Raw genomic sequence first — 4,142 nt, 5'->3', positions numbered from 1 at the left:
GAAGACTGACCAGGCATGACAGGTCGGGCACGGATTCGAGAGGAGGTATGGCCTCATCAGGTGCCAGCCTCCGTCGGTATCCCTGAGGTAGAGGCTGCCCTCTTCGAACTGCATCCCGTCCACGTGAGTTTCTCGGTAAGGGACAACTGGATGGTCGCCGCGAAATTCTCGGTAGCGAAGGGCCGTGGTGCCCCTTATCGAGTCAACTCTGGCCTGGTCTACGAGAATGAATCCGAGGTCCGATAGCGGAGCAGCTGCTTCCATGAGGACCGATAGATCCTGGAAAGACTGATCTCGGGCCTCATCAAGTTCGGTGCCGGTTATTCGTCGCCCATGGGCAAAGGCATCTCGTAGTTTCTTCAGCCTTGCTCTGCCTTCTGTGACACCTGGGGTGTCGAAGAATTGACGAACTTCCACCAGGGGTGCGGTACTTGGTACACGCTTCGCCTGCTTGCTAAGAGTTGCCTCGTTGAGGATGTTTACCCAGTCGCCGAACCCCATGCCGGACCTACCGGTTCCCAGCTTCTTCCGGATGTCCTTTACGCAGCCAAGCTCTAACCCCTGCGACCGAGCGAAAAGTAGTGCCACGCAAGCCGCATACGCCATCGTCACTTCCGCAGCATCTAAGACTTGCAGCAAGGCGGATTCAGGGTCTGGCCCGCTGTAGGCAGCTTCCACTTTTCTCCAGCCGACGGCCAGCGGAAACGGGTAAGTCGTTCGGTAGCGCTCGTATGGACCGTCCAACGCATGGCCCAACTCGACTCGGGCTCTCAGGGTCCTGCTGACGTCAAGAACATCTTGCTTCGCCGCTACAGCGTTCTCGGTCTTGTAAAGGCTGTCGAGGACTTCATCTGCGTCTAGCAGCCACTCACGAAGCGACTCTCGAACGCTAACAATTTCGACGATTGCCTCTGCCGTCGAACTGTCGGGCATAGGTATTTCGAGCTCTGCTAGGTCGCGGGCTCGCAGAACGTTCATCGTAACTGCTCCACCTCGTTTGGCTGTGAGAATGCGGACGCATACGGGGGACCTCATGAACAAGGTGGCTAGGAGTGTTTCGCGAGTTTGTGTTGGCTCCTTGGGTCGCAAGACGAGGATGAGGGCACCTGCGATGCAAGGCTCCCTGCCGCTATACGAAGCCAATACAAGGCCCGACGAGCTTCTGCTCCCAGCAGGAACTACCGACCTAACGATGACATCACCGGCCTCGATAATCACGTCGTTGTCCGTTGGCTTTCGGTATCTGGATTCCTAGTCTGCCTTCTCCACACCATCGGCTTCTACATCACGACCGGACAGTTCACGCAGCACTCCGGGTTCCGAAGAATCGGCATAGGAGTCCTGAGCCCTTGTCGTCTGATCATCAGCACGTCGGGGCTCAGCGGGTACGGGTCTGCGATTCCTGGCAGGAGTTGGCGGTGGCTTCAACACCTCGAATAAGGACTCAACAGTCCTCATGTGACCCAAGTTGGCTAGGTGGCTGCGCTTGTCCCTGAGTTCAGGATTTCGATAGTCGAACGCGAGCGAATCTGAGGAACCTTGACTGATCTTGGCCCAGTACCCGAACCGGGTGCTGATTTGCGATTTGGCAAGCAGGGATGACTGATCGTCAAAGAAAAGCGACACGTCTTGCCCTGCTGGTGTCATCCGGAAGAACGAGACGTCATCCCCGTCTCTCGGGCTGCCACTGAAGATCAGGCAAGCCACCTCAAAATTGCGAGACACACCGTCAAGCACTCCTGACGCGAAAACCACGTGTCGCAGATTCAATGAGGACGTTAGGTCAGACCGGAGTCGAGCAATACTGTCTGAACCTACAAATGAGGCCGACGTAACGACTGCGAGGACACCCTGGCTTTGACTCGTAGACGAGATTAGATCAGCAACTACCTTGTATTCGTTGTGCCGAGAAAGGGACGACGATCGCTGAAACCCGAACTCTGTAAGGACTGGCCCCCTCACCATCGTTTCCCGGAGGGCTTCCACAAACTGATCTTCACCACCGGAAACAACTACAAGCGGGGCATTGACTGCGCTCCAGATGCTTGGCCTGGGGATACCTGGTCTATGTGAGGCCTGATATTCCTCCGAGTCCTTCACGACGATGTGGAGATCTCGAGAATCCAGAGAAGCCACAGCTGCTCTTATGAGTCTCCCCCAGGTGTCAGACGCGTCGAATTCACCCAATTCATTCGGGCCCATTAGTAATACTCGCGAATGTATTCGTGGGCCCTATCAAAGAGCGCCTGGTCGCGCATCTTGTAACGAACATACAATGTTTTCCGAAGGGCCTGCTGGACTTTGCGGTCTCCTTGAGCAGTGTCCTGCCAACCGTCAAAGCGGACAGCGCGCACCACGGCGTCAATGTCTTCGACGATTCGTTCGACCATAGCTGGCGTATCCACGTTCTTCACCGAATCGAAAAGTTCTGTCAGTGCGGCTTTGCCCCGCTCTTCACGCGGAACTTCTTTGGCAATTTTTTCCGCCGCGACTGTGTCACGCGCTAACTCAAGTAGTTCCCGCAAAAACTCTAAACTTGCTTGTTGCCCGTGCTGGTACTTGTCTCGTAAGTCAAGCAAACGCTGACCCAAGGCTTTGAAAACAGGGTCAGATCCGTGTTTCGCTATTCGAGCAGCGATCGTAATTTCCATCGTCTTGATGGTGGCGTGCGTAGTCGCATTCCCCTCTGCCAGTCCGTCAAGGGTTTCCGCATTGAGGACGATCGTCTCTAAATCATCGCGCGGCACCTCAACTTTGACATTGCGGTTGATCAGCTCCAGAGTTTTAGCTCCCAAAGAATGCCAAACGAGTTTGCCGGTGTGGTCTGCCGGTCGCACAGACTCGTACACGTTCGTAAGCCATCGGTAATCGGCTTCATGCTGGGTCAAAACAGGATCTGGGCTGATGGCTTCCCATAGTTGTGACACCGTGCTGTACGTCAAGGCGAAAGCGTCACGGATGGCATCATCGGGCAATTTTTCCTGTGCGGCCTGCAGACCTTCCCAACCATCTAACGTTCTATCCACCCCAGGGAAGAAGGCAAGTGCGTCAGCAATAGCTGGAGCAAGTTGCTCCTTCAGCGCGGCAATGTTCGTGATTACCTTGGTAATAGTGGAATCATCAAACATCATTGCCTGGGCAACATCGTCAAAAATACCAAGGTAATCCACGACCAAGCCGTGAGTTTTTCCCGGGTAAGTGCGGTTTGTGCGGCAGATGGCCTGCAAGAGTGTGTGGTCGCGGAGCGGCTTATCCAAGTACTGCGCTTGAAGGATCGGTGCGTCAAAACCAGTAAGGAGCTTCGCAGTAACGATAAGGAGTTTCAGCGGATCTGCAGGGTCTCGGAAGCGGTCAAGCACTTTCTTTTCCGCATCTCTATCCCGCCCGTACGCATCCCGCCACTCTTGCGGGTCACGGGCATCCATCGACATAACAATCGTCGATGCTTCCGGATCAAGATAGTTGTCCAGACTCGCTTTCATCAGCACGCATGCTTCTTTGTCGTAAACGACAACTTGGCCTTTGAACCCATTGGGTTCCACGCTACCCGTGAAATGTTCGGCAATGTCAGAAGCGACCTTATCGACCCGGTCCGACGCCTTTAGTAGATTCGCAGCGTTGGCTGCCCGAGCTGACAGGATCGACTTTTCAATAACACTGAGTCCTTCCGCCAGCTCAGCGAACCCTTCATCGAGTGCCTCCTGATCCACATCAAGTTCAACCAGCCGCGGCTCAAAATGAAGCGGCAGGGTCGCCCCGTCACGAATTGAGTCCGAGAAGGAGTACTTTGACATGTACCCACCGTCATCGCCTTCATGACCGAATGCATAAAACGTGTTGCGGTCACGCTTATTGATGGGGGTACCTGTCAAACCAAACAGGAACGCGTTCGGTAACGCCTCGCGCATCTTTCGCCCCAAGTCACCTTCTTGCGTTCGGTGCGCCTCATCGACCATCACCACAATGTTGGAACGGTCATCTAAAACACCGTCGGCCTCAGCGAACTTATGAATAGTGGTGATAAGCACTTTGCGGGTGCCCGCCCGCAACAGAGCCTGAAGTTGCTCACGCGAATCTGTCGAAACGACATTCGGCACATCTGTAGCCGTGAATGTGTCACTGATTTGCGTATCCAGGTCAAG

Annotated in this window: 2 protein-coding genes; both read right to left on the bottom strand. The window is 54.7% G+C overall.

Annotated elements, in window-relative coordinates:
* Nucleotides 1-978, bottom strand: a 978-nt coding sequence (locus ACESNG_RS20840; protein ID WP_373070659.1) for a hypothetical protein, incomplete at its 3' end; no start/stop codon positions are given.
* Between the two features lie 1,223 nt (nt 979-2,201).
* The coding region (locus ACESNG_RS20835; protein WP_373070657.1) for a type I restriction endonuclease subunit R at nt 2,202-4,142 on the bottom strand (1,941 nt) is incomplete at its 5' end.

Source organism: Gemmatimonas sp. (assembly GCF_041689975.1).
Taxonomy (GTDB): Bacteria; Gemmatimonadota; Gemmatimonadetes; order Gemmatimonadales; family Gemmatimonadaceae; genus Gemmatimonas.
Note: the sequence above shows the minus strand (reverse complement) of the source record. Positions and strands in the feature narration are given on the sequence as shown.